The sequence below is a fragment of the Anaeromyxobacter sp. Red801 genome (assembly GCF_049201065.2).
Taxonomy (GTDB): Bacteria; Myxococcota; Myxococcia; order Myxococcales; family Anaeromyxobacteraceae; genus Anaeromyxobacter.
In genome coordinates this window covers 3,591,973-3,615,386 of sequence record NZ_CM181236.1, presented here as the reverse complement: position 1 = coordinate 3,615,386, position 23,414 = coordinate 3,591,973, and the positions used below count along the sequence as shown (strand labels likewise).

Here is a 23,414-nt window from a genome sequence, read left to right as displayed (position 1 = left end):
GTTCGCTTTACTGATCGTGACGAGCGGGCGGCGCCGGAGGCTGCCGTGCCTGCGGCGCAACGCCGCCGGGCGGGAGGGCGGGTGCGGGACGGCGGGAGGGGGCGAGGAGCCTGGGGGCTGGCATCGCTCGCCGCGCACGCCGCGCTCGTGGCCGCGCTCGCCTGGCGTCCGGCGCGGCCGCGTCCCCCGCCCGCGCCGGTGATGGTGCTCCTGCCCGGCGCGCCCGCGCTCCGCGCGCCCCCGCAGCCCGTGCCCGCCCGCCCTTCCCGGCGGCAGGCGACGCCGCCCCGGGCGCGCTCCGGCGGGGGACACCGCGGCGTGCCGGTGCCGCGCGCGCTGCCGGACGCGCTCCCCGCGGCCGAGCTCGAGCCGGTGACGCTGGAGGCGGAGGAGGTGCTCCCGCTGGGCGGCGAGCCGAGCTTCGCGGGCGACGGGGTCGGGGACGGGCCGTTCGTCCCCGGGGGCGGGTCCGGCGGGGGCCGCGGCGGCGGCGCGGGCGGCGAAGGTGCCGACGGCGACGCGGGCGACGCCGGCCCGCCCTGGCTCCGCCAGGCGGTGCTGCGCCAGGTGCAGCAGCAGATCGACGGCGACCCGTACCCTCCGGCCGCGGAGCTGATGGGCTGGTCCGGGACGGTGCGCGTCGGCTTCACCATCCTCACCGACGGGAGCGTGGCCGACCTGCGCGTCGTGGAGTCGAGCGGCCACGGCGTGCTCGACCGCGCCGCGCTGGCGGCGGTGCGCAAGGCCGCGCCGTACCCGCGCCCGCCGGTGGACCAGCCGGTGATCTTCCCGGTGGTCTGGTACCTGCCGCCGTGAGCCGGCCCGGCGGCGGCTGGGGCGGCGCTACTCCGCCCGCATCGCCTCGACCGGATCGAGCCGGGAGGCCCGCGCCGCGGGGTAGATGCCGAAGACCAGGCCCGCCGCGGCGGCGGAGCCGAGCGACAGCAGCACCGACCAGAGCGGCACCCGCGCCGGCACGACGTCCAGCTCCCGCGCGACCAGCGCCACCCCGCCGCCCAGCGCGACCCCGATCGCGCCGCCCGCCAGCGCGAGCACCAGCGACTCGACCAGGAACTGCGCCAGGATCCGCTGGCGCCGCGCGCCGAGCGCCATCCGGACGCCGATCTCGCGGGTCCGCTCGGTCACGGAGACCAGCATGATGTTCATCACGCCGATGCCGCCCACCAGCAGCGAGAGCGCGCACAGGCCGAACGTGGCCGCGCCGACGACCTTGGCCAGCCCGTCGAACAGCTCCGCGGCGGTGTCGTTCGAGAAGACCTCGAAGTCGTTCTCGTCGAGGGGGCCGAGCCCGCGCACCCGCCGGAGCGTCGCGACCACCTCGGCCATGGCCTGCGGCACGTCCTCCACGCGCGTGGCGCGGACCGCGAGGTTCGTGCCGCGGGCGCGGCCCAGCACCGCGTCGTAGGCGGTCCACGGGACCGCCACGAACCCGTCGCGCGACTCGAGCCCGAGCACCGTCCCCATCCGCTCGGCCACGCCCGCCACCTCGAACGGCACGCCGCGGATCCGGATCTCGGCGCCCACCGGGTCGGCCCCCGGGAACAGCACGTCGGCGACGCCCGCGCCCACGAACGCCACCCGCCGCGCCAGCGCCACGTCGGCGTGGGTGAGGAACCGCCCGCTCGCGACGCTCACCGCGTTGGTGAACTCGTAGTCCGGCAGGACGCCGAGCACGTCGATCTCGTTGCGCGTGGCGCGCGTCCGCGTGACGACGGCCTCGGGCCGGCGCCCCTGCTCCTCGATCGAGACGAACGCGACGTGGGGCAGGCCGCGGAGCGCCTCGCCCTGCGCGCGGGTGATGTCCTTGCGGCGGGCGTACCGGTGCCAGGCCTCGTGGCCCACCGTGACCATCGGGAACTTCTCCACCCGGAACGCGCCCGCCTCCAGCATGGAGAGCTGGCCGGTCATCTCCAGCCGCAGCCCCTCGGTGAGCGCCATCATCGCCACCACCGTGGCCGTGCCGATGACGATGCCGAGGGCGGTGAGCAGCGAGCGGAGCGGGCTCGACCGCAGCGTGGCGGCGGCCATCCCGACGTCGTCGAGCCAGGAGCGCATCGCCTCCCAGTTCACCACGGCGGGCCCCTCGCGTCACGCCCCGGGTGCGGGAGGCGAGGGGATGGGTTCGCGTGCTCTCAGGCCGCGGCGGCGCGCGGCGGATCGGGGCGGATGGAGAGCCGCAGCGGTCGGCCGGCGCGCAGGACCTGGAGATCGATCTCGCCCGCGCGGGCCAGCACCAGCACGCGCTGCAGGTCGTCGAGCGTCTGCACCGGGCTGCCGCTCGCCGCCACGAGCAGGTCGCCGGGCCGGAGCGCGGCGCGGCCGGCCGGCGCGCCCTCCACCACCTCGAGCACCCGCACCCCGCGCCCGTGGCCGGCCAGCGCGGCGTCGCGCGGCTCCAGGTCCTCGCCGCGCGCGGCGATCCCCAGGAACGGCCGGCGCACCTCGCCCTCGCGCATCAGCACCGACGCCACCCACGCCGCGGTGTGCGCCGGCACCGCGAACCCGATCCCGTGCGCCCAGGGGAGCATGGCGGTGCTGAGCCCGACCACCGCGCCGCCCGCGTCGAGCAGCGGCCCGCCCGAGTTGCCCGGGTTGATCGACGCGTCGGTCTGGACCAGCCCCTCCAGCACCGCGCCGCGCGGCGCCGCCAGGTTGCGGTGCAGCGCCGAGACCACGCCCACCGTGACCGAGCGCTCGAAGCCGAGCGGGTTGCCGATGGCGACGACCAGCTCGCCGACGGAGAGCCGCCGCTCGGAGAGCGCCAGCGCGGGGAGGTCGCGCGCGTCCACCCGCAGCACCGCCACGTCGGTGCGGTCGTCGGCGCCGGCGCGCTCCGCCGCCACCACCCGCGCGCCGGAGAGCCGGACGCGGACCGGGCCGCGGCCCCGCGCGACGTGCGCGTTGGTGAGCACCCAGCCGTCCGGCGCGATCACCACGCCGGAGCCCTGCCCGCCGCCCTGCTCCACGCCGAGGACCGCCGGGGCGGCGCGGGCCACCAGGTCGGCCACGTCGCGCGAGAGCGCCTGCAGCCCGGTCACGCCCGCCTCCCGCGCACGCCCACCGTCACCGCGACCTCGCGCACCTCGCCCGCGCGCAGCACGCGCAGCGTCACCGCCTGGCCGATCCGGTCCTCCGAGAGCAGGGCCAGCAGCTCGCCGGGGTCCTGCAGCGCCTCGCCGCCCACCGACAGGATCGCGTCGCCGAGCAGGACGCCGGCGCGATCCGCCGGGCTGCCCGGCTCGACCCGCGCCACCAGCAGCGCCAGCTCCTCGCCGGTGCGCGCGCGCAGCGCCGGCGGGAGCGGCACCGGCTGCGTGGCGAGGCCCAGGTACCCGCGGCGCACCTCGCCGTGCGAGAGGAGCGACGCCACCACGCGGCCGAGCGTGGCGGCGGGCACCGCCAGCGCCGCGCCCCGCACCAGCCCGGCCGCCGCGACGCCGAGCGCGAGGCCGTCCGCGCCGAGCACCATGCCGCCGGACAGGCCCGGGTGCCGGGCGACGCCCAGCTCCAGCCAGCGGTCGATGCGCCCGCCCATCGGCGCGCGGAACGCCTCGCCGGCGCGCGCCAGCAGGCCCAGCTCCGCGCGCGGGCCGCGCCCCGGCCGCGTCACCACCAGCGTGAGCTGCCCCGCCGCGGCCCCGGCCGCGTCGGCCCAGTCCGGCGGCGCGAGCCCGGGCGCCCGCACCCGCAGCGCGGCGAGGTCGGTGCTGGGATCGCGGCCGATCACCTCGGCGGCGACCTCGTCGCCCGAGGGCAGCCCGACCGTCACCCCCTCGTCGCGCTCGAGCGCGTGGTGCGCGGTGACGATCACGCCGTCGGCGGACCACACCACGCCCGACGCGGACGCGTGGCGCCGACCCTCGACGCGCACCACGTGCGCGGCCGCCGACGCGGTGAGCGCGGCGAGGCGGGCGGAGAGCTGGGCGAGGACGTCGGGGTGCAGGGGCGTGTTGCCGGGGGGCGCGGAGGTCATGGCGGGAAGCTAGGCGGCCCGCGCGCGGCGCACATCGGCGGGAGGGCCAGGGCGCGACCTGGCCGGATGGGCAGGTCGGGGCGGGAGCGTTGCGGGTGCCGCGCTCGCGCCGGCCCGAGCCGGTCGAGGCGCGGGCGGTTAGATCCCGGGGATGGAGCCGCTCCGGGTGCTGGTGGTCTCGGCCGATCCGCTGGCGCGGGCCGGGCTCGCCGCGCTGCTCGGGGCGCGGCCGGAGCTCCGGCTCGCCGGCGAGGCGGAGCCGGCGCGGGCGCAGGCGGCGGCGCGCGACGCGGACGCGGCGCTCTGGGATCTGGGCGCGCCTCCCACCCCTCCGACGCCCCGCGGCGGCGCGGACGGCGGTGGGCTCGAGGCGCTCGCGGCGGGGCTGCCGGTGGTGGCGCTCGTCGCCGGCGAGGCGCAGGCGGGCGAGGCGCTCCGGGCCGGGGCGCGGGGCGTGCTCCACCGCGGCGCCGGCGCGGAGGCGATCGCCGCGGCGCTGCGCGCGGCCGTGACGGGGCTGACCGCGCTCGATCCCGAGCTGGCGGCGGCGCTGCTCCGGGCGCCCGCCGGCGAGGCGGGCGGGCCGCTCACGCCGCGCGAGCGCGAGGTGCTGGCGCTCGTGGCCGAGGGGCTCGGCAACAAGGCCATCGCCGCGCGGCTCGGCATCTCCGAGCACACCGCGAAGTTCCACGTGAACGCGATCCTCGGGAAGCTGGGCGCGGGCTCGCGCGCCGAGGCCATCGTGCGCGCGGCGCGGCTCGGGCTCGTGGTGCTGTGACGCCGTCGCGCGGCGCTGCGCCACGGCCCGGCCGGGCGTGGCGCGCGGCGGGCCGGCGCGAGATCGGCTGGGGTGGGCGCGGCGGCGTCGCGGCGCCCGGGGAGGCTCGGCATGGCGGGGCACGAGGCGGAGGAGCAGGCGCAGGCGGGCGCGGAGCGCGCGGGCGGGATCGAGGCGGTGCGGACGCTGCTGGCGGGGGAGCGGCCGGGGTGCTGTGCACGCTCTCCCTGCGCCACCCGGGGTGGCCGTACGGGACGCTGGTGCCGTTCGCGGTGGCGGCGACCGGCGAGCCGCTGCTGCTGCTGTCGGCGCTGGCGCAGCACACGAAGAACCTGGAGGCGGACCCGCGGGCCACGCTGCTCGTGTTCGACGGCGAGGCGGCGCGAGGGGATCCGCGGACCGCCGCGCGCGCGACGCTGGTCGGCCGGGTGGTCCGGGTGGGCGCGGCGGAGGAGGCGGACGCGGTGGAGCGGTACGCCGCGCGCGTGCCCGGCGCGAAGGGGCTGCTCGCGCTCGACTTCTCGCTGTGGCGGCTCGAGGTGGAGGAGGTGCAGCTCGTGGGCGGGTTCGCGGCGGCGGGGTTCTTTCCGGGGGAGGCGCTGCGCGCGCGGTGAAGGGGGCGGACTGGGAGGCTTTGACGGTGCGGCGGGGGGCGGGGGCGGTGCTGCGTGGCCGGAACCGGGACGGCGCGATCGGCTCGCGAGAGGCGCGAGGGCGGGGCGCTGGGCGCGGGGGGGGGGGGGGGGGCGCGGGCGGGCGTTCTCGTGCGTTTTACGGAGGGCTAAAATCGCGTGCGATGCTTCGTGAATGGACACCGCACTCGAGTTCACGAAGCGTCTCGTCTCGCTGCTCCGCTCGGAGCGTCATGCCATGGCGGAGTTCCTCGTCGCCCTGGCGGAGTTCGACCGGCGGGGGCTGTGGCGGGAGCGCGGGCACACCTCGCTGTTCTCGTTCCTCCGCCGCGAGCTGGGGCTCTCGGCGGGCGCCGCTCAGTACCGGAAGACCGCGGCCGAGCTCATCCAGTGCCGGTCCGGGCGGTGTCCGCGCCGCCTGCGGTGAGGGCGCCTGCCGCGGAGCCGACTCTATTTCGGGCGCCCGAAACCGCCTGTGCCCAGCCGGGTCGAGATCGCGGGTCGTTCAGAGCCCGCTCGCGGTGAGCCTGTCGAGCTGCGAGCGGTGACGCCCGCCGCCAGGCCCAGCTCCGTGGACTGGCTCGACGGCGACCAGGCCCGCATGCACCTCACCGTCTCGAAGACCTTCCTGAAGAAGCTCGACGCGGCCCGCGATGCGCTCTCGCATTCCATGCCCGGCGCCTCCCGCGAGAACGTCCTCGAGGCGGCGCTCGACCGGCTCCTCGCCGAGCGCGACCGGCGCAAGGGGATCACCGCTCGGCCACAGACGAAGCGCCGCCCCTCCAGGCCGGACCGCATCCCTGCCCACGTCCGCCGCGAGGTCTGGAGGCGCGATGGCGGGCGGTGCACCTTCGTCCTCCCGTCCGGCGAGACCTGCGGCTCCACGCACCAGCTCGAGCTCGACCACATCGTGCCGCGGGCGCGGGGAGGGGCCTCCACGGCCGAGAACCTTCGCATCCGCTGCAAGGGCCACAACCTCGAGGAGGCGCGGCGGGCCTTCGGGGACGCGGTGATGGACGGGTACGCGGCGAGACGCCGGGGTGGATAGCCCGATGCGACGGCCGCACCCTGAGTAAACGATCGCTCAGCCTCGGATCACCTTCCGGACCCCGCGGCGCTCCAGCCACGCGGCGGCGCGGTCCCGCTGGTCGCCTTGCAGCACGATGGCGTCGTCCTCCACGCCGCCGCCGCAGCCGAGGGCGCGCTTCAGCGCGTCGGCCCATTCGGCGAGCGGCCCGGGCGCGAGGGCGAGCTTCTCCACCACGGTGGCCTCCTTCCCGCCCCGGCCCTTGCGCTCGAGGCGCACCACGGCGCGCGCGGGGGCGGGGGGCGCGGCCGCGGGCGGTGGCGAGGGCGTGGCCTCCGGCGCCTGCGAGGGGACGTGGTCCTCGGGCAGCCGCGCGCGCAGCTTCTCGAACGCGGCGTTGAACGGGCCGGCGGGCGCGTCCACGGGCGGCGCCTTCTTCTTGCTCACGGCGTCCTCCTCCTCGCGCGGTGGCGAGGCTTCGCGGGCGGGGCCACGAGCCGCTGCGCCTCCTCCACCCAGGCGCCGCCGAGCCGCGCGGCCAGGGCCAGCCCCTCCTCCCACGACGGACCGTCGGGCACGGCCCGCTCGGCCATCCCGAGGAGCCGCGCCTCCAGCGCCAGGTCCTCGCAGAGCCGGCGCGCGGCGCCGTCGTCGAGGCCGCAGGCGGCGAGGAACGCGGCGCGCCGGGACGTCCGCACGCCGGCGCGGCGCAGCCAGGCGCGCTCGGCCTCCGCGGTCTCCGCCTCCTCGGCGGCGAGGCCCATCGATCGTGCCAGCGCGGCGAGCGCGGCGCGCCGCAGCCCGTCGGCGGCGAGCCGGCGGGCGTCGGGCCGGCGGGCCAGCGCGGCCAGCACCTCGCCGGAGGGGACCTCCGCGCCGCCGGGGAGCAGCGTCGCGGCGCGCGCGAGGCGCGTCCGGCGCAGGTGCGCGGGGGGCGGTCCGCCGGCGGGGCGCGGCGGGGGCGGCGCCCCCTGGCGCCGGGCGCGGGCGAACGCGGCCGCGGCGAGGAGGCACGCCTCCGCGTCGGCGCGCTTCACGTCGGGCGCGCGGGGCAGCCGCTCGGCGAGGCGCGCCCGCTCGGCCGGCGCGAGCCGCGCGTCGCGGAGCACGGCGGGCCAGGTGCGCTGCGTGTAGGGGATCGCGGCGGCCGCGGCGAGGACCGCCCGCGCCGCCGACGGGCCGAGCTCGCCCGCGCCGCGCGCCTCCTCCAGCGCGGCCCGCACCTGCACGAGCGGCAGCGTGAACGGCCGGAAGCCGTCCTCGGCGCGCCCGTGCAGCAGCGCCACCTCGCCGTCGTCGTCGATGACGCCGTCGCGGTACCAGCCGAACACGCGCCCGACGCCGACCACCCCGTGCGCCGCCAGCTCCGCGGCCCGGAGCGCGCCCATGCTCGCTCCGCCGAACACCGCCACGCCCGCGTCCAGCGCGGCCAGCACCTCGCGCGGCCACACCGACGGGACCGTGTCGAACAGCCCGTCCACGAGCGCGATGGCGAGCGGCCGCGCCGGCAGCACCGCGAGCAGGTCGCCGGCGCGCGCGGGCGGGAGCACGCGGCAGGGCGCGAGCCGGCGCGCCTCCTCCGCCGGCAGCGAGGGGCCGAGGAAGGCGACGACGTCGCCGGGCCGGAGGCGCGCGGACGCGGGCTTCACAGGAGCTCCGAGAGCAGGAGGCCGGGGGCGACGATCTTCACCACGTGCAGGCCGGGCGGGCCCTCGAGCGCGACGCGCACCGCCGGGCCGAGGCCGGTCGCGCGGAGCCGGGCGGCGATCCGCCGGAGCGCGGCCGCAGGGGACGGGGCGGCCAGCGAGGGCAGCGCGGCCGCCCGGCGCGACGGGCGCACGGCGGCGCACAGCTGCGCGAGCGGCGCGGCCGAGGCGCGGTCGCCGTGCAGCACGTCCTCGCGCGCGCCGTGGATCTCGGTGGCGCGCGACTGGGCGGCCTCGAGGAGCGCCGCGACGAGCGCCTCGTCGCGCCCGGGCCGGCAGGCGTAGCCGGCCGCGAGCGGCACGGGCCCGCCCGGATCCCCGAGGAGCGCGCCCGCCACGGGCAGCCCGAGCCCGCCCGCGCCGCGCCCGGCGGGCGTGAGGTCGAGCAGGTGGACCCGCAGCCCGCGCGCCTCGAGCGACGCCGCCAGCGCCGCGGCGCGCGGGGCGGCGTCCGGCAGCCCGCGGGGATCGATCAGGCGCCGCGCCAGCTCACCCTCGGTGAAGCCCTCGGGGAGCGCCCGCGCCAGCTGGTCGCGCTCCGCCGCCTCGAGCAGCGCGTGCAGCGCGGCGCGGTCCGGGTCCGGGTGCGCGCCCATGCCGTTCGAGGTCCAGGTCAGCACGGCCGGCCCGAGCAGCGGGCCGCCGGGGGGAGGGCAGTACACCGCCTGCGCCGGCACCGCCACCGGCGCGCCGCCCTCGAGCGGCACGCCCTCGCACCAGGCGACGCGCAGCGCCTCCCAGGCCGGGTCCGCGGCGCCGCCGGCCAGGGCGCCCGGCCCGATCACCGCGCCCTCGCCCAGCCGGGCGCGGAGCTCCGCCGCGGACGCCAGCGGCATGGGGCCGGGGCGCTCCGCCGCCCACAGCTCGGCCGCCTCGGCCAGCGCCCCCAGCGCGGCGTCCTCGAACCGCGCGCCCTTGCCGTTGGTGACCTGGAGCACGTGGCCGTCCGGGCGCACCGCGCTCGCCACCTCGACCCCGGTCCGGTCGAGGCCGGTGAGGCGGGCGACGCGTGTCACCCCGAGTGCATGCGTCAGCGTGCCGCGCCGTCCGTCCCGAAGGGGTCGAGGGATCCCGGCCATGCGCCCTTATATCCCGGGCCACCCCTCGCCCGCCCGCGGCGCGGGACCCCTTCTGCCCGAGGTGACATCGATGCCCGAGACGCCGGTCGACCTGGCCCTGGCCCACTACGAGAAGAACGCCGCGAACTACCTGGACGAGCTGAAGCGGCTGGTCCGCATCCCCAGCGTCTCGTTCCCGGGCTTCCCGGAGAACGAGGTGCGGCGCAGCGCCGAGGCCACCGCCGAGCTCCTGCGCCGGCGGGGCTTCGAGAAGGTCGAGGTGCTCGAGGTGGAGGGCGCGCACCCGTACGTCTTCGGCGAGCGCATCGAGGACCCCGCCGCGCCCACGCTGCTCCTGTACGCGCACCACGACGTGCAGCCGGCCGGCGAGGCGGAGGCCTGGAAGACCCCGCCGTTCGAGCCCACCGAGCGCGACGGCCGGCTGTGGGGCCGCGGCGCCGCCGACGACAAGGCCGGCATCATCGTGCACGCGGCGGCGGTGGACTCCTGGGTGCGCGGCGCGCGGCGCATGCCGCTCAACGTGAAGATCGTGGTCGAGGGCGAGGAGGAGATCGGCTCCGACCACCTGACCGCCTTCCTCACCCGCTACCGCTCGCGCCTCGACGCGGACGCGATGGTGCTCACCGACACCGGCAACGTGGACGCGGGCGTGCCGTCGATCACGGTGGCGCTCCGCGGCCTGGTGGTGCTCGAGGTCGAGGTCCGCGCGCTCGAGCAGAGCGTCCACTCCGGCATGTGGGGCGGCCCGGTGCCGGACCCCACCATGGCGCTCGCCAAGATGCTCGCCGCGCTGGTGGACGACGACGGGCGCATCACCATCCCCGGGATCCACGATCGCGTCCGCCCGCTCACCCGCGAGCAGCGCGAGGCCATCGCCGCGCTGCCGGTCACCGAGGAGGACATCCGGCGGCAGGCCCGGCTGCGGCCCGGCGTGCGGCTGCTGGGCGGCCGGCACCCGCTGGAGACGAACTGGTGGCAGCCCTCGCTGGCGGTGAACGCCATCCAGGCGTCCTCGCGCAAGGACGCGCGCAACATCATCAACGACGTGGCCTGGGCGCGCCTCGGTGTGCGCCTGGTCCCGGACATGGACCCGGTGGACGTGCGCGAGAAGCTCGTCGCGGCGCTGCACGCCGCCGCGCCCTGGGGCGTGGAGGTGAACGTCAAGCCGGACACCGCCGGCGCGCCCTGGATCACCGACCTCGGCCACCCGGCGTTCGACGCGGCGTTCCGGGCGCTGGAGAAGGGGTTCGGGCGCCCCGCCCTCGCCATCGGGTGCGGCGGGTCGATCGGGTTCGTGGAGCCGTTCGCCAAGGCGCTCGGCGGCGTCCCGGCCCTGCTCATCGGCGTCGAGGACCCGTCCTCCAACGCGCACTCGGAGAACGAGAGCCTGCTGCTCTCCGACTTCCAGAAGGCCATCCGGAGCGCGATCCACCTCTACGAGGAGCTGGCCGGCGCGCTCCGCCGGTAGCGCCCGCGCGCCCGGCCGGTGCGGCGCGCCGTCCGGCCCGCCGCGCCGCGGCGGGGATGCGGCTATGATGACCCGCCGCCTGCCGTGGCCGCCGCCCGCGCCCGGTGCGCACCCTGAGGAGAGCATGGCCCCACCGAGGAAAGCCGCCGCCGCCCGCACCGAGGAGGCGCGCGCGCTCGAGCGCGCCCGCGACCTGCCCAACGCCCGCACGGCGCTGGACGTGGACGCGCTCCGCCGCGCGTTCGCCGATCACCTCCAGTACTCGCAGGGCAAGGACGAGCACACCGCCACGCCGCTCGACCGCTACTTCGCGGTGGCCTACGCGGTGCGCGACCGGATGATGCGGCGGTGGATCCAGACGCAGCAGACCTACTACAAGGCCGACGCGAAGCGGGTCTACTACCTCTCGCTCGAGTTCCTGATGGGCAAGGCGCTCGAGAACAACCTGCTGAACCTCGGCATCTACGACAACATGCGGTCGGCCCTGAGCGACCTCGGGCTCGACCTGAACGCGCTGCTGGAGCAGGAGCCCGACGCCGGGCTGGGCAACGGCGGCCTGGGGCGGCTCGCCGCCTGCTTCCTCGACTCGCTCGCCACGCTGTCGATCCCCGCGTACGGCTACGGCATCCGCTACGAGTTCGGCATCTTCGACCAGGAGATCCGGAACGGCTACCAGGTGGAGCGCCCGGAGGAGTGGCTGCGCTTCGGCAGCGCGTGGGAGATCCCGCGCGGCGACGCCTGCGTGCCGGTCTCGTTCTACGGGCGCACCGAGCACGGCGTGGACGGGAAGGGCCGGCTCCAGGTGCGCTGGGCGGACGCGCGCCACGTGCTGGGCATGCCGTACGACGTGCCCATCACCGGGCACGGCAACCAGACCGTCAACACGCTGCGGCTGTGGCGCGCCCGCGCGTCGCAGGAGCTGGACCTCGCCGACTTCAACGCCGGCGACTACCTGTCGGCCGTCGAGGAGAAGGACCTCTCCGAGAACATCTCCAAGGTCCTCTACCCGAACGACCTCACCGTGATGGGCAAGGAGCTGCGCCTCCAGCAGCAGTACTTCTTCGTCTGCTGCTCCATCCACGACATCGTCAACCGCCACCTCAAGGTGCACGAGGGCTTCTCCGACTTCCCGGACAAGGTGGCGATCCAGATGAACGACACGCACCCGGCCATCGCGGTGGCCGAGCTGATGCGGGTGCTGGTGGACGAGCACGGGCTGGAGTGGGGCCAGGCCTGGGAGATCTGCGGCGGCACCTTCGGCTACACCAACCACACGCTCATGCCGGAGGCGCTGGAGAAGTGGTCGGTGGACCTGTTCGGCCGGGTGCTGCCGCGCCACCTCGAGATCGTCTTCGAGGTGAACCGGCGGTTCCTCGACGGCGTGCGCGCCGCGCGCAAGGCGGACGAGCCGGCGCTGCAGCGCATGAGCCTCATCGAGGAGGGGCCGGTCAAGCAGGTGCGGATGGCGAACCTGGCGGTGATCGGCTCGCACTCGGTGAACGGCGTGGCCGCGCTCCACACCGAGCTGCTGAAGCGCGAGCTGTTCCACGACTTCAACGCGCTCTGGCCGGAGCGGTTCAACAACAAGACCAACGGCGTGACGCCCCGGCGCTGGCTGCTGCAGGCGAACCCCGGGCTGGCGCGGTCCATCACCGAGGTCATCGGGCCGGGGTGGGTGACCGACGCCGCGCAGCTCCGCGGCCTCGAGCCGCTCGCCGAGGACGCGGGCTTCCGCCGCCTGTTCCGGGACGTGAAGCGCGACAACAAGGAGCGGCTCGCCGAGATCGTCCGCGCCGAGAACGGGATCTCGCTCGACCTCGACTCGATCTTCGACGTCCAGGTGAAGCGCATCCACGAGTACAAGCGGCAGCTGCTCGCCATCCTGCGGGTCGCGAGCGAGTACCTCCGGCTCAAGGAGGACCGCGGCTACGACCCGTACCCGCGCAGCTACCTGTTCGGCGGCAAGGCGGCGCCGGGCTACGCGATGGCGAAGTGGATCATCAAGCTCGTCGGCTCGGTGGCCGACGTGGTGAACCGCGACGTGGACGTCCGCGGCCGCATCGCGGTGGCGTTCCTGCGCAACTACCGGGTGTCGCTCGCCGAGCGCATCTTCCCGGCCGCCGAGGTGTCCGAGCAGATCTCCACGGCGGGCAAGGAGGCGTCCGGCACCGGCAACATGAAGTTCGCGCTGAACGGCGCGCTCACCGTGGGCACGCTCGACGGCGCGAACGTGGAGATCCGCGAGGAGGTGGGCGCGGAGAACTTCTTCCTGTTCGGCCTCACCGTGGAGGAGGTCGCGGCGCTGAAGAAGGGCGGCTACGACCCGTGGGAGTGGTACCGCAAGGACCGGCGCATCAAGCAGGTGCTGGACGCGCTGTCCTCGGGCACGTTCTCGCCCGGCGAGCCGGGGCTGTTCCGGCCGGTGGTCGAGTCGCTCCTCAACGGCGGGGACCCGTACCTCGTGCTGGCGGACTTCGCCGCCTACTGCGCGTGCCAGGAGCGGGTGGAGCAGGCGTACCGCGATCCGGACGGCTGGACCCGCAAGGCGATCCTCAACGTGGCGCGCGCCGGGAAGTTCTCGTCCGACCGGACGATCCACGAGTACGCGACCGAGATCTGGAAGGTGCCGCCGGTGCGGGTGGTGGAGTAGCGCGGCCGGTCCGCGGACCGCGCCAGCCGAACTCGGCCAGCTCCACGCGCCCCTGCGCGTCGAAGCGGACGCCCTCCGCCTCGAGCAGCGCGCGCTGCACCGCCGCGCCCATCGGATCGAGCAGGCTGATCCCGGCCCGCCCGCGCGGGCGCGCCCCCAGCACCCGCTGCCAGGGGACGGCGTGGCGGGTCCCGCGCAGCGCCGCCATCGCGTACCCGACCTGCCGGGCCGCGCCGGGCTTGCCGGCGGCGAGCGCCACCTGCCCGTAGGTCGCGACCCGGCCCCGCGGGATCCGCTTCACCACGCGATAGAACAGCGCCCAGCCGGCCGGCTCCGCCATGCGCGGAGCCTACCACCGCGCCGGCCGCCGCCCGGGTCCCGCACGCGGCGTGCCGGCGCGGGCGTCCGATGCTAGGCTCGGGCCGCGGCGGCGCCGCGGGAGGTCACATGCACGGGGCGAGGTGGGGGGTCATCGCGGCGGTGCTGGCGGCGTCGGGCTGCTTCGACACCGAGCCCTGCCCGGCGCCGCTCGAGGCGTGCGGCGGCATCTGCTACGACCTGCGCACCGACCGGCTGCACTGCGGCGAGTGCGGCAACGCGTGCGGCGGCGGCGAGGTGTGCCTGAGCGGCGCCTGCGTGTCGGATCCCAACGCCGCCTGCGTGAGCCGGTCCGGCGGCGCGTTCGTGACCCTGGGCGTGTGCGGGGACACCGTGAAGGCGTGGATCGTCGCGCCCGACTTCATCAGCCGCGCCGAGGCGCTGGTCGCCGACCCCGCGTCGCCCGGCGCCGCCGTGCCCACGTTCGACCTCCGCGACGGGAGCGACTGCGACGCGCAGTGGAGCTGGAGCCCGTCGCCCGCGACCGCCCGGTTCGCGGATGCCGCGCCCACCTCGTGCAGCGCCTGCCCCAGCTCGGTCCAGGCGGATCCCGCCGGGTGGATCGCCCAGGTGGGCGTGTGGTGCCCCCCGGCGCGGGTCCTCGCGGTCCACAGGCAGTGAAGCAGGCCCCCGGCGGATCCCCAGGCCCGGCCTGGGTGTGGCTGCGGTAATTCGTCCTTCTCGCGCCGGTCCCGGCGCGCTAGCCTCCGGCGCATGACTCACGCGCGCTCCGTCGTCGCCGCCGCCGCGGCCGGCCTCCTGCTCGCCGGCTGCGGCTTCCAGTCCATCCCCCAGGCCGAGAACGCCGTCTCCGCGGCCTGGGCGGAGGTGGAGAACCAGTACCAGCGCCGCGCCGACCTGGTGCCCAACCTGGTCGAGACGGTGAAGGGCTACGCCTCGCACGAGCGCGGCACGCTCGAGGCGGTGATGGCGGCCCGCGCCCAGGCCACCCAGGTGCGCATCCCGGTGGACCAGCTCACGCCGGAGAACCTGAAGAAGTTCGAGGGCGCGCAGGGCGCGCTGTCCTCGGCGCTGGGGCGGCTGCTCGCGGTCTCGGAGAACTACCCGCAGCTGAAGGCGAACGAGAACTTCCGCGACCTGCAGGCGCAGCTCGAGGGCACCGAGAACCGCATCGGGATCGCGCGCCGCCGGTACATCCAGGAGGTGCAGCGGTTCAACGATCTCGTGACCGTGCCGCCCACCAGCTGGACGAACTCGATGATGTACCACAAGCAGCCCAAGGCGCAGTTCACCGCCACCACGCAGGGGGCGGAGAAGGCGCCCGCGGTGAAGTTCTGATGGCGGTCGCCGCCGCCCCGGCCGGCCGCCGCCTGCGCGCGCTCGCGGCCGCCGGCGTCCTCGCCGCGGCGCTCGCCGCCGCGCCGCCCGCCGCCGCCGAGACGGCCATCCCGCCGCTCACCGGCCCGGTGGTGGACGCGGCCGGCGTGCTCTCGCGCGCCGACGAGGAGCGGCTCGCGGCGCTCTCCCGGGCGGCCCGCGGCGCCGAGGGCGGGCAGGGCGTGCAGCTCCAGTACCTGCTGGTGCGCACGCTCGAGGGCGAGCCCATCGAGGACTACTCGATCCGCGTCGCCGAGGCCTGGAAGATCGGGACGCGCGGCAAGGACGACGGCGTGCTGGTGACGGTCGCGGTCGAGGACCGCCAGGTGCGCATCGAGGTGGGCGGCGGCCTGGAGGGTGGCCTCACCGACGTGCAGTCCTCGCGCATCATCCGCGGCGTCATCGCCCCCGCGTTCCGGCAGCAGCGCTCGGGGACGGGCTCTACGACGCCGGCGTGCAGGTCCTGGGGGCGCTGGGCGCGCTGCCGCAGGGCGTGGACGCGCGCCGGGCGGTCCGGCCGCAGGTTCGCGTGCCCTCGCTGTTCGTGCTGCTCCTGTTCGTGGTCGCGTTCGTGATCCGCGTCCTGACCGGCTTCGGCCCGCGCCGGCGCCGCTCGCTGTGGTGGGGCGGCGGCGGGCCCTGGGGCGGCGGCGGGCCGTGGGGAGGGGGCGGCTTCGGCGGGGGCGGCGGCGGCTGGTCGGGCGGCGGGGGCGGGTTCTCGGGCGGCGGCGCCTCGGGGCGCTGGTGAGGAGGCGCGCGTGAAGCTCGAGCTGCAGTTCGACGAGGCGGCCCGCCGGCGCATCGCGGAGGCGGTCGGGCGCGCCGAGGCGCTCTCGCGCGGCCAGATCGTCCCGGTGGTGGTGGAGAAGAGCGATCCGTACCCGGAGGTCCGCTACCGCGGCGCGCTCCTCGCGGCCGCGATCGCCTCCGCGGCGGTGCTGGCGCTGCACCTCCCGGTCACGCTGGCCGAGCTGCCGCTCGTCCAGCTCGCGGCCGGCCTGCTCGGCGCGTGGCTCTCGATGTGGGATCCGGTGGAGCGCCGGCTCGCCGGCGCGCGCGCGCTCGACCAGGCGGTGCGCGCGCGGGCGGTGCGCGCGTTCCACGAGAACGGGCTGCACCGGACCGCGGAGGGCACCGGGGTGCTGGTGTTCGCGTCGCTGTTCGAGCGCGAGGCGGTGATCCTGGGCGACCGCGGCATCCACGAGAAGATGGGCGACGCGGGCTGGGACCGCGCGGTCGCGGCGCTGGTGGCCGGGATGCGCGCCGGCGAGCCGGGGCGCGGCTTCGTCGAGGCGATCGCCCAGTGCGGCGCCCGGCTCGCCGAGCACTTCCCCCGCGACCCCGCCGCCCGGCCGCCGCCGAACGAGCTCGAGGACGCCATCCGCGCCTCGCGCACCTGACGGCGCGGCTCGGCCGGCTCAGCCCTCCTCCTCGCGGCCGAACAGGAGCTGCACGAACGGCTTCTCGTCCGGCGGGGCGAACACGTAGACGTGGTCGCCGGGCTGGAGCACGGTCCGCCCGCGCGCCGCCACCAGCTCGCGGCCGCGGACCACCAGCATCACGGTCGAGCCCTCCGGGAACGGCAGCTCCGAGATGCGCGAGCCGGCGACGGCGCTCGCGGGCTCGACGTAGTACGAGGCGACCTCGCCGCCGAGCTGCTGGGTGGACACGATCTCGAGGACGGCGCGCGGCGGGGGCGGCCCCGCGGTCTCGAGGCCGAGCTTCCGCGCGAGCCAGGCGATGGTCGAGCCCTGCACCACCGTGCTCACCACCACCACGAAGAAGACCAGGTCGAAGACGTGCTCCGCAAACGGGAGCCCGGCCAGCACCGGCGTGGTGGCGAGCATGATGGGCACCGCGCCGCGCAGCCCGACCCAGGAGATGAAGGCCACCTCGCGCGCCGGCATCCGGAACGGCAGCAGCATGAGCACCACCACCAGCGGCCGCGCCACGAACGCGAGCAGCAGGCCGATCGCGAGCCCGGGGCCGGCGACCGCCGCCACCCGCGACGGGAACACCAGCAGGCCGAGGAGCAGGAACATCGCCACCTGGCTGAACCAGGCCATGGCGTCGTGCACGCGGCGCAGGCCGGGCAGGTACGGGAGCTGGCCCGCGCCGAGCGTGATCCCGGCCGCGTACACCGCCACGAAGCCGCTGCCCCACAGCAGCGTGGGCGCGCCGAACGCGAACAGCGCGATCGACAGCGTCAGGACCGGGTAGAGCCCGCTCGCGGCGAGGTGCGCGCGGCGCAGGAGCCAGCGCCCGCCCAGGCCGATGCCCACGCCGGCGGCGAGCCCGACCGCGAGCTGGAGCGCGATCTCCAGCAGGATGGTCCAGCGCACCGGCTCGCCGGACGCGAGGACCTGCGTCACGGCGAGCGTGAGTATCACGGCCATCGGGTCGTTGCCGCCCGACTCGACCTCGAGCAGGTGCGCCACGCGCGGGCGCACCCGCACCCCGGCGTTGCGCAGCGCGGAGAACACCGCCGCGGCGTCGGTGGAGGAGACGATGGCGCCGAGCAGCAGCGCCTCCGACCAGGGCAGGCCGAACGCGCGCGCGCCCAGCGCGGTGAGCGCGGCGGTGCCGGCCACGCCGGCGGTGGCGAGCAGCGCGGCGGGCGCCAGGATCTGGCGCAGCCCGCGCACGTCGGTGCTGAGGCCGCCCTCGAACAGGATCAGCACCAGCGCCACCGTGCCCACCCGGAAGGTGAGGTGGTAGTCGGCGAAGGCGATCCCGCCGACGCCCTCCGAGCCCGCCAGGATGCCCACCGCCAGGAACAGCAGCGCGAACGGGACGCCCAGCCGTCCGGAGGTGCGGGAGGAGAGGACGCTCAGGCCGAGCAGGAGCGCGGTGGCGGTGAGCGCGATGGCGGTGGGGAGCGGCTCGGTCACCCGCCGACCTTAACCGAGGCCGCGCCGCCGTGGGGGCGCGCGCGCACGCCCCGGGCGCGTCAGGCGCCGCCGGGGCGCCGGAAGGCGCACCCGTCGCACAGCGGGTGAACCGGGTGACCCCCCGGACCGGGCGCGACGAACGCCCGGAACGCCGGCGCCGCCCACAGCGCGCCGAGCGGCGCGTCGGCCACCGAGCCGAAGTCGCCCAGCCCGCCGGCGGCGGCGGCGGGGTGCGGGCAGGGCGCCAGGCGGCCGTCGGGGTGGATCCAGGCCTCCCGCCCCGCGAACGGGCACGGGCCGCGCGGCGCCGGCGCGGCGGGATCCGGCGCCAGCTCGACGGCGTTCTCGAGCGCCGGGGCGCGCCCGTGGCGCGCGAGCGCCTCCGCGGCCGCCTCGCGCACCGCCCGCGCCGCGGCGTTCCAGCGCGCGATGGCCCCGGGGCTGCGGCGCAGCGACAGCGCCGCCAGGTCGGGGCTGCGCACCTGGAGCTGGTTCAGCTTCACGCGATCGACGCCGAGCCGCGCGGCCAGCCGCACGATGCCGGGCAGCTCCGCCAGGTTGTCCTCGCGCACGGTCACCTGGAACGAGACGCTGCAGCGCGCGCCGCCGCGCGCCGCGTGCCGGTCGCGCGCGGCCACCAGGGCCCGGACCGCCTCCACGGCTTCCTCGAGGTCGAGGCCCGGCATCACCGCCGCGGCGGTCGCGGGGGTGGCGCCGTTCCAGGAGATCTTGACGTCGCGGCAGGCCGGCACCAGGACCTCCGCCCAGCCGGCGGCGCCGCGGCCGGGGAAGGTGCCGTTGGTGGTGACGTTGCCCCGGATGCCGAGCGCCGCCGCGCGCGCGAGCAGCTCCGGCAGCGCCGGCCAGAGCAGCGGCTCCCCCATGGTGGAGGGGATGAGCTCGCGCAGCGGGCTGCCGCGCCGCTCCTCCAGCACACCGAGCGCGAGCGCCGGCGCCATCCGCCGCGGCGGCGCGCGCGGCCCGCCGCGCGCCCGGGCCGCACCGCACGGGCACATGGCGCAGGCGAGGTTGCAGTCGTCCGGGTCGGTGACGAGGGTGAGCCGCCACGGGCCGGCGGCGCTGGCGGAGCGCGTTGACAACGCCTCCGTTGTAACGGAAAACCATCGGTTCATGAAGACCGCCCGCGACACGCAGAAGCGCTCCCGCCGGCCGGCCGCGGCGCCGGACGCCCGCTCCGCCCCCGAGCCGGGCGAGGTGGCGCCCGCCGGCAAGGACCTGACGCCGGTCGTCGGGACGAACCTCCGCCGGCTGCGCACCCAGCGCGACCTGTCGCTGGAGAAGCTCTCGAAGCTCTCCGGGGTGTCGCGCGCCATGCTGGGCCAGATCGAGCTCGGCCAGAGCGCCCCGACCATCAACGTGCTCTGGAAGATCTCGTCCGCGCTGGGCGTCCCGTTCTCGGCGCTCATCACCGCCCGTAGCAGCGGCGGCCTGCACGTGCTCCGGGCCGAGCACGCCAAGGTGCTGAGCAGCCACGACGGCACCTACTCGTCGCGGGCCCTGTTCCCGTTCGACGAGCCTCGCCGGGTCGAGTTCTACGAGCTGCGCATGGCGCCGGGCAGCGTGGAGCGCGCCGACGCGCACAACCCCGGGACCATCGAGAACCTGGTGGTCGCCGCGGGCGCGGTGGAGATCGAGGTCCCCGGCCGCAAGGAGCAGCTCGGGCCGGGGGACGCGATCGTGTTCCAGGCCGACGCGCCGCACGTGTACCGGAGCCGGGCCGACGTCGAGACGGTCATGTACCTCGTCATGACCTACGCCGACACGGTGGGCTGAGAGCACGTGCCGAGCGCGGCCGTCGCCGCGCGGAGTCGAGGGAGGGTGAACCCGCCCGCGCGCGCCTCCCCCGCCGGCACGACGGGGCGTCGAGGGTCGCGGCGTCGTGGGACGTCGCCGGTCGCCTCCGCCGCCTAGAATCCGCCTCGACCCGCCCTGCGGGTCGGGGGGAGGGGGCGTGGTACCGCGCATCGGCGAGCTGCTGATCCGGCGCGGCGTGGCGACCGCCGCACAGGTGGACGCCGCGCTGCACGACCCGCGCGACCGGCCGCTGCCGCTCGCGTCGAGGCTGCTGGAGGCCGGCGTGGACGAGGGCGCGCTGGCCGCCGCGCTGGCGGAGCGCTTCGGCACGCCGGGGGTGGACCTGTCGCGCACCACCATCGACCTCGACGCGCTCGAGGCGGTGCCGCGGTCGGTGGCCGAGCAGGACCTCATCCTGCCGCTCTCGCTCGAGGGCGGCCGCATCCACCTCGCCATGGCGCGCCCGCTCGACGACCGCGTCGTCGCCGAGCTGCGGTTCGTGACCGGGCGCGAGGTCTCGGTGTACGCGGCGGTCCGCTCGGCGCTCGACCGGGCCATCGAGGGCGCGTACGAGGCGCGCGCGCGGGGCGAGCGGTCCTGGCGCGGCGCGGACGCCGGCCCGCTGCCGGAGCTGGGGGCGGCGTTCCCGGCGGGCGGGCCCGCCGACGAGCCGCTCGACCTGGTGGAGGTGCTCGACGCCGACCTCCTGCCGGACGAGCCGGACGCGGCCGTGCGGATCGAGGTGGGCGCGCCGGAGCCGCTGCCGGAGCGCGCGGACGGCCGGCCGCTGGCGCTGGTGGTGGACGACGAGCCCGAGATCCGCCACCTGGTGCAGCGCACGCTCGAGTCGAAGGGGTGGGCGGTGGAGCTGGCCGCCGACGGCGAGGAGGCGCTGGCGCGGGCCGACGCGCTGCTCCCGGACGTCGTGCTCCTCGACGCGATGCTGCCGCGGCTGCACGGGTTCGAGGCGTGCCGGCGGCTCCGCTCGTCGCCCCGCACGCGCAACGTCCCCGTGGTGATGATGACCGCCATCTACCGCGGCTGGCGCTTCGCCGAGGACGCGCGCGAGAACTACGGCGCGGTGGACTACGTCGAGAAGCCGTTCCGGCTCGACGACCTGGCCCGGCGGGTGGCGGCCGCGCGCGAGGCGAGCGCGTCGAGGCCGCTCGCGCCCGCGCCCGCGGCCGACGCGCGCGTGGCCCGCGGGCGCGCGCTCCTCGAGGAGGCCGGGCCGGGGAGGCCGCGGCGCTCCTCGCGGACGCGGCCCACGCCGATCCGCTCGGCGCCGAGGCGCACCTCCAGCTCGGGCGGGCGCTCGCCGCCACCGGCGACGCCTTCGGCGCGATGACCGCGCTCGAGCGCGCCGTCGAGCTGCGCCCGGCGAACCTGCCGGCGCTGCGCGCGCTGGCGCGGATCTACGAGGAGAAGGGCTTCCGCCGCAAGGCCGCAGGCACGCTGGAGCGCGCCATCGCCGCGGCCGCGGAGGGGCCGGAGCGCGCCGCCCTCCGCGAGGACCTGCTGCGCCTGCTCGCCTGAGCCCCACCGCGGCGTCGCGCTTCACGCGCGCCGGTGCTCGTCCTTCGGGCCGTTCCGGCCCTCGCGCCGGGCAGTCCCCCAGGCCCCGCCGGCCGCCGGCTGCCCGCGCGGCGAGCGGATCGGGTCCTCGCTGCCCGCGAACGGTGCAGGGCGGTCGCCTCGAGCGGGGCAGCGGGCCGGTGCGGAGGACGGCACGCGGGCTGCACCGCCGGCTGCCGTCGGCCGCCCGCCGCTCCGGCGCTCGGGCCGGCGTGTCGTCCTTCTCCTCCGAGGAGCTCTCATGAACCCGTCGGTCGCGGATCTGGCGAAGTCTCTCGCCGACACGCAAACGGCCCTCAACATCGTGTGGACGATGATGGCGGGCTTCCTGGTGATGTTCATGCAGGCCGGCTTCGCGCTCGTCGAGACCGGCCTCACCCGCGCGAAGAACGTGGCCCACACCATGGGCATGAACTTCCTGGTCTACGCGATCGGCATCATCGGCTTCTTCTTCGTGGGCTTCGGCCTGCAGATGGGCGGCGTGGGCGCGGTGTTCGGCGGCGACGCCATCCTCGCGAAGGAGTTCACCGTCACGCTGTTCGGCAGGTCGTTCGGGCTCTTCGGGATGAGCGGCTTCATGCTCCACCCGCTCTCGACCTACACGGCGGGCGTGGCCGCGATGTTCCTGTTCCAGATGGTGTTCATGGACACCACCGCGACGATCCCCACCGGCGCGTGCGCCGAGCGGTGGAAGTTCAGCTCGTTCGTGCTCTTCTCGTTCGTGATCTCGGCGCTCATCTACCCGATCTACGCGAACTGGGTCTGGGGCGCGGGCTGGCTCTCCGCGCTCGGCACCAACTTCGGCCTCGGCCACGGGCACGTGGACTTCGCCGGAAGCTCGGTGGTGCACCTCACCGGCGGCGTGATCGCGCTGGTGCTCGGCAAGATGATCGGGCCTCGCATCGGGAAGTACACGGCGGACGGCCGGGTGAACCCCATCCCGCCGCACAACATCCCGCAGGTCATGACCGGCACGTTCATCCTCGCGTTCGGCTGGTTCGGCTTCAACGCGGGCTCGACGCTCTCCGGCATGGACACCCGCCTCACGGTGGTGGCCGTCAACACCATGATCGCCGGCGCCACCGGCGCGTTCGCCTCGTACCTGTACGTGAAGGCGAAGTGGGGCAAGGCGGATCCCTCCTGGCTCGCGAACGGCATGCTCGCCGGCCTGGTGGCGATCACCGCGCCGTGCGCGTTCGTCTCCGCCTGGGCCGCCGCGCTCATCGGCGCCATCGCCGGCGTGCTGGTGATCCTGGCGGCGGTGTTCATCGACACCAGGCTCCGCATCGACGACCCGGTGGGCGCGTCGGCGGTGCACGGCGTCAACGGCGCGTGGGGCATCCTCTCCCTGGGCCTGTTCGCGAACGGCACCTACGGCCAGGGCCTCAACGGCGTCGCGAGGGGCGTGACCGGCCTGTTCTACGGTGACGCCGGCCAGCTCGTCGCCGAGGTGATCGGCATCCTCGCGAACGTCGCCTGGGTGGCGCCGGTCGCCGCCGCGTCGTTCTGGCTCATCGGCAAGCTGGTGGGGAACCGCATCTCGCCGGAGGACGAGATCGCCGGCGCCGACCTCGGCGAGATGGGCGTGCTGGGCTACGACTTCGGCGGTGCTGCGGTGCACGGCGTCGCGGCGCCGGCGCCGCCCGCGCCGGCGGGCGCCAGCGTGCCCTCGCTCGCCGCGAAGTGATCGGGTCCGCGGCGCGCGCACACTCCCTGGTCGCGCGCGGCGGGTGGGAGCCGTCCCCCGGCTCGGAGTGCCGGGGGACGGCTCGCTCGTCTCCTCCGTCCCTGGCGTCTTCCCGAGGAGGCGTCAGCCGGCCGTCGAGCCCGGCGATCGCCAGCTCCGGATCAGGAACTCCTCCTCGAGCGGCGTCAGGTCGAAGCGCCGCGCCGCCTCGCCGATGGCGGCGGCGCGATCGAGCCTCGCCTCCTCGTGCGCGCGCTCGTCCAGCCAGCGCAGCGCCCGGCGCAGCGATTCACCCTCCGGAAGCAATCCACCCGAGCCCTCGCGCGCCATGGCCGCCCCTCCGTCCGGAGCACGCGGCCATCATGGCAGCGGCGGCCCGCCGCGGCGCGTGCCGGG

At 76.7% G+C, this 23,414-nt stretch carries 24 protein-coding genes and 1 pseudogene; 15 read left to right on the top strand and 10 right to left on the bottom strand.

Going from position 1 to position 23,414, the window contains the following annotated elements; translation table 11 throughout:
* Window positions 1-81: 81 nt before the first annotated feature.
* Complete coding sequence (locus ACOQFB_RS16695) at window positions 82-816, top strand: TonB family protein (protein WP_494492285.1); 735 nt, start codon at window positions 82-84, stop codon at window positions 814-816.
* Between the two features lie 27 nt (window positions 817-843).
* Here the strand turns inward: ACOQFB_RS16695 and ACOQFB_RS16690 are convergent, their stop codons facing one another.
* The 3 genes from ACOQFB_RS16690 to ACOQFB_RS16680 all read right to left on the bottom strand — a co-directional run bounded on the left by ACOQFB_RS16690 (window position 844) and on the right by ACOQFB_RS16680 (window position 3,994).
* Window positions 844-2,076 carry an ABC transporter permease gene (locus ACOQFB_RS16690; RefSeq protein ID WP_421609840.1) on the bottom strand — a complete coding sequence of 411 codons (1,233 nt, stop codon included), beginning with the start codon at window positions 2,074-2,076 and terminating at the stop codon, window positions 844-846.
* Between the two features lie 77 nt (window positions 2,077-2,153).
* Window positions 2,154-3,059 carry a S1C family serine protease gene (locus ACOQFB_RS16685; protein ID WP_059439508.1) on the bottom strand — a complete coding sequence of 302 codons (906 nt, stop codon included), beginning with the start codon at window positions 3,057-3,059 and terminating at the stop codon, window positions 2,154-2,156.
* Complete coding sequence (locus ACOQFB_RS16680) at window positions 3,056-3,994, bottom strand: S1C family serine protease (RefSeq protein WP_421609823.1); 939 nt, start codon at window positions 3,992-3,994, stop codon at window positions 3,056-3,058. The genes ACOQFB_RS16685 and ACOQFB_RS16680 overlap by 4 nt, the downstream gene beginning before the upstream one ends.
* A 151-nt stretch (window positions 3,995-4,145) precedes the next feature.
* On the opposite strand from ACOQFB_RS16680, the gene ACOQFB_RS16675 reads away from it, so the two are divergent.
* The 3 genes and pseudogenes from ACOQFB_RS16675 to ACOQFB_RS16665 all read left to right on the top strand — a co-directional run bounded on the left by ACOQFB_RS16675 (window position 4,146) and on the right by ACOQFB_RS16665 (window position 6,452).
* On the top strand, window positions 4,146-4,772 hold the full coding sequence (locus ACOQFB_RS16675) for a helix-turn-helix transcriptional regulator (RefSeq protein ID WP_421609824.1): 627 nt from the start codon (window positions 4,146-4,148) through the stop codon (window positions 4,770-4,772).
* Between the two features lie 209 nt (window positions 4,773-4,981).
* The gene (locus ACOQFB_RS16670; protein ID WP_494492284.1) at window positions 4,982-5,386 is read left to right on the top strand and encodes a pyridoxamine 5'-phosphate oxidase family protein; all 405 of its coding nucleotides are present in this window, start codon (window positions 4,982-4,984) and stop codon (window positions 5,384-5,386) included.
* Window positions 5,387-5,579: 193 nt separating this feature from the next.
* Window positions 5,580-6,452, top strand: a pseudogene (locus ACOQFB_RS16665) (HNH endonuclease).
* Window positions 6,453-6,488: 36 nt separating this feature from the next.
* Here the strand turns inward: ACOQFB_RS16665 and ACOQFB_RS16660 are convergent.
* The 3 genes from ACOQFB_RS16660 to ACOQFB_RS16650 are packed head-to-tail and all read right to left on the bottom strand — an operon-like array spanning window position 6,489 to window position 9,216.
* Window positions 6,489-6,878 (bottom strand): translation initiation factor, encoded by a 390-nt coding sequence (locus tag ACOQFB_RS16660; RefSeq protein ID WP_421609826.1) that lies wholly within the window; start codon window positions 6,876-6,878, stop codon window positions 6,489-6,491.
* Entirely contained in the window at window positions 6,875-8,080 is a 1,206-nt protein-coding gene (locus tag ACOQFB_RS16655; RefSeq protein WP_421609827.1) for a TfuA-like protein, read from the bottom strand. The genes ACOQFB_RS16660 and ACOQFB_RS16655 overlap by 4 nt, the downstream gene beginning before the upstream one ends.
* A complete protein-coding gene (locus ACOQFB_RS16650; RefSeq protein ID WP_421609828.1) occupies window positions 8,077-9,216 on the bottom strand; it encodes a YcaO-like family protein in 1,140 nt (379 codons plus the stop codon). Before ACOQFB_RS16650 ends, ACOQFB_RS16655 begins: the two co-directional genes overlap by 4 nt.
* Before the next feature lie 70 nt (window positions 9,217-9,286).
* Between ACOQFB_RS16650 and ACOQFB_RS16645 the strand changes: the two genes are divergently transcribed.
* Window positions 9,287-10,684, top strand: coding sequence for a M20/M25/M40 family metallo-hydrolase (locus ACOQFB_RS16645; protein WP_059439247.1), 1,398 nt, complete (start codon window positions 9,287-9,289; stop codon window positions 10,682-10,684).
* Window positions 10,685-10,808: 124 nt separating this feature from the next.
* Window positions 10,809-13,334: a glycogen/starch/alpha-glucan phosphorylase gene (locus ACOQFB_RS16640; RefSeq protein ID WP_059439246.1), complete on the top strand. Its 2,526-nt coding sequence runs from the start codon at window positions 10,809-10,811 to the stop codon at window positions 13,332-13,334.
* On the opposite strand, the gene ACOQFB_RS16635 is transcribed toward ACOQFB_RS16640, so the two are convergent.
* On the bottom strand, window positions 13,237-13,674 hold the full coding sequence (locus tag ACOQFB_RS16635; protein WP_421609829.1) for an MGMT family protein: 438 nt from the start codon (window positions 13,672-13,674) through the stop codon (window positions 13,237-13,239). The two genes, ACOQFB_RS16640 and ACOQFB_RS16635, sit on opposite strands and share 98 nt — an antisense overlap.
* A 107-nt stretch (window positions 13,675-13,781) precedes the next feature.
* Here ACOQFB_RS16635 and ACOQFB_RS16630 point away from each other — a divergent pair, with 107 nt between their 5' ends.
* The 5 genes from ACOQFB_RS16630 (at window position 13,782) to ACOQFB_RS16610 (ending at window position 16,450) form a co-directional block, all read left to right on the top strand.
* The gene (locus tag ACOQFB_RS16630; protein ID WP_421609830.1) at window positions 13,782-14,333 is read left to right on the top strand and encodes a BP74-related protein; all 552 of its coding nucleotides are present in this window, start codon (window positions 13,782-13,784) and stop codon (window positions 14,331-14,333) included.
* A gap of 93 nt (window positions 14,334-14,426) precedes the next feature.
* Complete coding sequence (locus ACOQFB_RS16625) at window positions 14,427-15,011, top strand: LemA family protein (RefSeq protein ID WP_421609831.1); 585 nt, start codon at window positions 14,427-14,429, stop codon at window positions 15,009-15,011.
* Window positions 15,011-15,625, top strand: a complete 615-nt coding sequence (locus ACOQFB_RS16620) for a TPM domain-containing protein (protein ID WP_494492283.1) — start codon at window positions 15,011-15,013, stop codon at window positions 15,623-15,625. The genes ACOQFB_RS16625 and ACOQFB_RS16620 overlap by 1 nt, the downstream gene beginning before the upstream one ends.
* Complete coding sequence (locus ACOQFB_RS16615) at window positions 15,580-15,798, top strand: hypothetical protein (RefSeq protein WP_494492282.1); 219 nt, start codon at window positions 15,580-15,582, stop codon at window positions 15,796-15,798. The genes ACOQFB_RS16620 and ACOQFB_RS16615 overlap by 46 nt, the downstream gene beginning before the upstream one ends.
* A gap of 10 nt (window positions 15,799-15,808) precedes the next feature.
* Entirely contained in the window at window positions 15,809-16,450 is a 642-nt protein-coding gene (locus ACOQFB_RS16610; protein WP_421609833.1) for a TPM domain-containing protein, read from the top strand.
* 18 nt (window positions 16,451-16,468) lie between these two features.
* On the opposite strand, the gene ACOQFB_RS16605 is transcribed toward ACOQFB_RS16610, so the two are convergent.
* Window positions 16,469-17,941, bottom strand: coding sequence for a potassium/proton antiporter (locus tag ACOQFB_RS16605; protein WP_059438973.1), 1,473 nt, complete (start codon window positions 17,939-17,941; stop codon window positions 16,469-16,471).
* A 59-nt stretch (window positions 17,942-18,000) separates the two neighbouring features.
* A complete protein-coding gene (locus ACOQFB_RS16600; protein WP_421609834.1) occupies window positions 18,001-19,041 on the bottom strand; it encodes a radical SAM protein in 1,041 nt (346 codons plus the stop codon).
* 31 nt (window positions 19,042-19,072) lie between these two features.
* Between ACOQFB_RS16600 and ACOQFB_RS16595 the strand changes: the two genes are divergently transcribed.
* The 4 genes from ACOQFB_RS16595 (at window position 19,073) to ACOQFB_RS16580 (ending at window position 23,018) form a co-directional block, all read left to right on the top strand.
* Window positions 19,073-19,735 (top strand): helix-turn-helix domain-containing protein, encoded by a 663-nt coding sequence (locus ACOQFB_RS16595; protein ID WP_237758146.1) that lies wholly within the window; start codon window positions 19,073-19,075, stop codon window positions 19,733-19,735.
* 178 nt (window positions 19,736-19,913) lie between these two features.
* Window positions 19,914-21,104: a response regulator gene (locus tag ACOQFB_RS16590; protein ID WP_494492281.1), complete on the top strand. Its 1,191-nt coding sequence runs from the start codon at window positions 19,914-19,916 to the stop codon at window positions 21,102-21,104.
* Window positions 21,101-21,292 (top strand): hypothetical protein, encoded by a 192-nt coding sequence (locus tag ACOQFB_RS16585; protein ID WP_494492280.1) that lies wholly within the window; start codon window positions 21,101-21,103, stop codon window positions 21,290-21,292. The genes ACOQFB_RS16590 and ACOQFB_RS16585 overlap by 4 nt, the downstream gene beginning before the upstream one ends.
* A gap of 280 nt (window positions 21,293-21,572) precedes the next feature.
* Window positions 21,573-23,018, top strand: coding sequence for an ammonium transporter (locus tag ACOQFB_RS16580; protein WP_059438975.1), 1,446 nt, complete (start codon window positions 21,573-21,575; stop codon window positions 23,016-23,018).
* A gap of 123 nt (window positions 23,019-23,141) precedes the next feature.
* On the opposite strand, the gene ACOQFB_RS16575 is transcribed toward ACOQFB_RS16580, so the two are convergent.
* The gene (locus ACOQFB_RS16575; protein WP_421609835.1) at window positions 23,142-23,348 is read right to left on the bottom strand and encodes a hypothetical protein; all 207 of its coding nucleotides are present in this window, start codon (window positions 23,346-23,348) and stop codon (window positions 23,142-23,144) included.
* Between the last annotated feature and the right edge of the window lie 66 nt (window positions 23,349-23,414).